Source organism: Pseudomonadota bacterium (genome assembly GCA_010028905.1).
Lineage (GTDB): Bacteria > Vulcanimicrobiota > Xenobia > RGZZ01 > RGZZ01 > RGZZ01.
This window is the reverse complement of record RGZZ01000462.1, coordinates 1-4,019: the sequence shown is the minus strand read 5'-3', so window position 1 is coordinate 4,019 and position 4,019 is coordinate 1. Positions and strand designations below refer to the sequence as shown.

The 4,019-nt window shown below is 68.2% G+C and carries 2 protein-coding genes; one reads left to right on the top strand and one right to left on the bottom strand.

The window, feature by feature from the left end; all coding sequences use genetic code 11:
- Nucleotides 1-139: 139 nt before the first annotated feature.
- On the top strand, nt 140-2,002 hold the full coding sequence (locus EB084_21190; protein ID NDD30779.1) for a hypothetical protein: 1,863 nt from the start codon (nt 140-142) through the stop codon (nt 2,000-2,002).
- On the opposite strand, the gene EB084_21185 is transcribed toward EB084_21190, so the two are convergent.
- A partial coding sequence (locus tag EB084_21185; GenBank protein ID NDD30778.1) for a hypothetical protein occupies nt 1,960-4,019 on the bottom strand: 2,060 nt, incomplete at its 5' end. The two genes, EB084_21190 and EB084_21185, sit on opposite strands and share 43 nt — an antisense overlap.

The window sequence follows — 4,019 nt, the reverse complement described above, 5'->3', positions numbered from 1 at the left end:
GTTGGGACTTGCAAGGGAAGAGCCGTCGAGGGGACGGTCTGCTGAACGTGGAATGGATGCGCATGGGGTTCGCGGTCTGCCGTAGCACGTTCTTCGCCGAACAGGTTCAGGCATACCTGCTTGCCGGCGACCTGCGCCAATGACCCAGATCCTTGCGGTGCATCTCCCCGGTGATGCTGCGGCTGTCTCGGCGTGCTTCGAGGTCATGCGTGACGCGCTCTCCGACTGCCCGTACGATCGAGAAGACGCGGTCGTCGCAGGTGATCTGGCGCTTTCCTGTCGCCTGTCGTCGGTCGCGCCGGAGGCCGATCGAGAGCGGCTTCCCCGCGTCGACCACGCCGCAGCGCTCGCCATCACCGCCGACGTGAGGCTCGACGACCGCGAGGCGCTCTGTCGCCGACTTGCGATGCCAGACGATGCCACCGACGGGGACCTTCTCTTCGCGGCCTGGCGGCACTGGGGCCAGGCCGCCCTCCAGGTGCTCCACGGCGATTATGCCGTGGTGGCGGCTGACCTTCGTCGTGGCACGCTGTGCTGCGCGCGTGACGCCTTGGGTGTGCGCCCGATGTACTACGCCATGCTAGGCGGCCGTGGGGGCCATGACGGCATCGTCATCGCCAGCGATCCGCGTCCGCTGCGCGCGGTGCTCACGATGTGGAACGGGAAGCCGCCGCCTCTCGATTCCGCCTATGTGGCCGGGTTCTTGCGGAACGCGCTCATGTGGCACCCCACAGCCACGTTCGAGCGTTCGATTCGCAAGGTGCCACCGGGGCACGTGCTGCACTGGCGTGCCCCGTGCGCTGACGTGCGTCGCTGGTGGACCCCGGGGGACATTCGATTCGACGCACAGGCCTCCCCGGAGGAGGCTGTCGCGGGAGTGCTGCCCGTGCTCGAGCAGGCGGTGAGCGACCGCCTGCGCACCCGGCGGCCCGTGGGGGTGCACCTGAGCGGCGGTCTCGACTCATCGATCACAGCGGCGCTCACCGTGGCCTGTCTGCGGGCGCGGGGGGCACCTTCCCCGCCCTCTTGGACCTGGACCCCTCGTTCAACCGAAGCGCCCGCGTCTGCCGAAGTGGCCTTGCTGCAGAGCGCGGCCCGTCATCTCGGTCTGTCGCCTTGCCACGTCGGGCTGTCTGTAGCCGATGTGCTCTCGTTCATGCAGCTCGATCCGGTCGACCTGCCCATCGAGAACACCTTGCTCTACGAGCGAAGCACGCTCGCCATGGCCGCGGGTCTGGGAACGCGCGTCATCGTGACCGGATGGGGAGGAGATGAGGGGCTGTCGTTTCACGGCGCGGCCTGTCACACCGACCTCCTGGTTCGCGGTCGGTGGCTTACCCTGCTTGCAGAGCTTCGCCGGATGGAGATCACCCGGGTTCGTGACGTGTTGGGGCTGCTGCTGGGGCCGATTCTGCGGCGCGCGCAGATCTACCGCGTGTGCAATGGTCCAGGCGTGCTCACGCCCTGGGCGGCCCGCACGCTCCGGCCCCTCTCCCACGAGGGGCGACCGCCCGCACTACCTCGAGCGCAGATGCTCTGGCGTCTCACGATTGGCAATCTGAGCGGACGTCTCGAATCGTATGCGGCGTTTGGCGCACGCCACCGCGTTGCCTACGTCCACCCGCTACTCGACCGACGGGTGCTGGAGACCGTTCTCGGATATGGTTCTCAGGTCTTCCGTCGTGGCCGAGAGACCCGTCTGCTGGCAAAGGGCGTGGCGGCGACGTTGCTGCCGGATGATGTGGCCCAGAATCGCACCAAGAACGACGCGACGCGCATACCCCACCTGCACGCCCAGATCGTCGAGGCGCTGTGCCTTCTTGCCGGCGGCTGTGGAGAGATGCCCTCCGACCGGGCGCGATTCGTCGACGCCGGTTGGCTCTCCGCGCGAATGCACAGCGTTGCACCCGAGGCGTACATGCGCTTTCTCGAGGCCGTGCAGTTCGCGGGGGTGGCGCGTCAGGTCGAGGTCTCGGAGGGGGCTGGGTCGAGCGGCAGATAGCCGAGACGCGCCATCGCCGAGCCGTGATCGGCGATGATGCGCTCGACCTGCGCAGGCGTGAGGTGATCGCGCCACGCGCCTGCGCGACCTTCTCGGAAGAAGGAGCGCGCGCGATAGCTGCGCTCGCGGAAGCCGCGCTCCCGCTCCTGCGCCTGAAGACGGTCGAAGCGCGCCGCATCTGCTGCGCGTGCGATTCGCTCGGGGTCGACCTGCAGGCCTGCAAAGTCGATGACGCGACGCAGCTGTGTCGCAGGGTCTGCGATCATGTCTTCGTAGCGGATCATGATCAGCGGCAGGTCGCTGTCGAGCCACGATCTGACGTGCTCGCTCCACGTGTCGAGGGGCTGAGGAAGCTGCAGATAGAGCATCCCTTCCTGCGAGGCGAGGGTGTTGTGTGGATCGGCCATGACCGAGATGGTCTCGTCGATGTCGGTTCCGCGGTGGTGGGCGTATGAGACCGCCACGTCGAGCGGGTTGCGGGTGATGTAGATGACGCCCGCAACGCTGTCTGGCGGATAGGGACTCTCCTTGCGATGCCGCAGCGGGCCCGCGTCATGAACCTTCGCGAATCGCAGGGGGAGCGCGGGCAGCGGCAGCTGATGGAGGAGGGACGAACGCAAGGCGATGATCTCGCGCTCGGTGAGCACGGCGCTCTCGACCCCCTGGACGGCGTCGAGCAGCGCGCGCCCCGTCATGGACTGGCTCACAAGCAAGCGGTTGATGTCGATGGGGTCATCGTCGCTGAGCACGTGGGAGAGAAGGATGCGCATCCACGTGTTGCCTGATTTCGGGTACGAGGCGAGAAGGAAGTACCCTTCCCGTGTCTGCGCCGTAGCGTGGGTCGTGCGCGAGGCTGTTCGCCGACGGGTCCCTGCGGGAGGGGGAATGGGTGAGGCTGGCGCGTCGATCAAGGCCAGGGTCTTGGCGACGTCCTGTTCGATTCGACCGATCTCACGCACGGGCACGTCACCCACGACGCCAGACAGCGCGGAGAGCAGCCGGGCTGCATGCGCGCGGGTGGGCGCGGTCAGTGGCAGCGCGGACTCGAGCAGGGCCTCACAGGCGCGCATGTCGCGCAGCGCCGAGGCGAGGCCAGGGGTCTCGCGGGCATCGGCCACGACCTTCACGACGCGTCGCAGGGGCACTGCATCACCGACCACGTCGGTCGGCAGCCACCCGCAGCGAACGTTCCTTCGCAGGGGGATGGGGTGTGCATCGCTTCGTTCGCAGGTCGCGAGGGCTCTCGGCCATACGCGCACTGCGGGCAGGCCCGGAAGCACCATCCAGCCGCCCGATCTGTCGGGCGCCAGGCTCACCACTCCGTCACTCACCAGCTGCAGCCCTCGGGCCAGGAGCCCGAGTCCGATGGTGGTCTTTCCCGCCCCGGAAAGCCCCACCAGCACGACCGCGCCGTGCTCGTCCGCGAGGGCGGTGCCGCGCAGGCAGATGATCCCGCGCTGCGCCAGAAGCATGGGCAGCACAGTGACCCAGAATAGCGCAGCCAGGTCGTGAGCGTCAGCGGTGGCTTCAAGCCGGTAGGTGACGCGGCAACCATCTGTGACGCGCATCTGGCCCACGCTATCGAGGGTGAAGATCGCGTCGCGATCTCCGAGCTGCCAGAGCCCCTTCGTCTCGTGCGGATCGGGAAGACCCAGGGGCGTCAGCGAGGCCGTGATGTTCACGTCTGCTTCGTGCGCAGAAGGTGTGGGCCGCGGATGCGCACCGTGGAAGGGCGGCAGGAGGAGGTCGGACACGAAGCGCAGCCCGTGCGCGTGCCACGCGAAGCGCAGCCCGTGGGCGCGCAAGGGGGGGGCAGTGGGGTCGGTGGGGGCGCGCTTCTCTCGGTGGCTTCGGGGCGTCATCGCGCGCCGGTTTCGCACGCGCGTGAGGGGGTCCTGCCGATGCTGCAAGGGTGCAGGGAGCCCCGCGCGCAGGGGAGCGGGCATGTCGAAGAGGTCGCTGCGCCGTCTCGGAGGTTGCAGGTCCCTGCAGGCAGCGGAGACGATCATCGCCAATA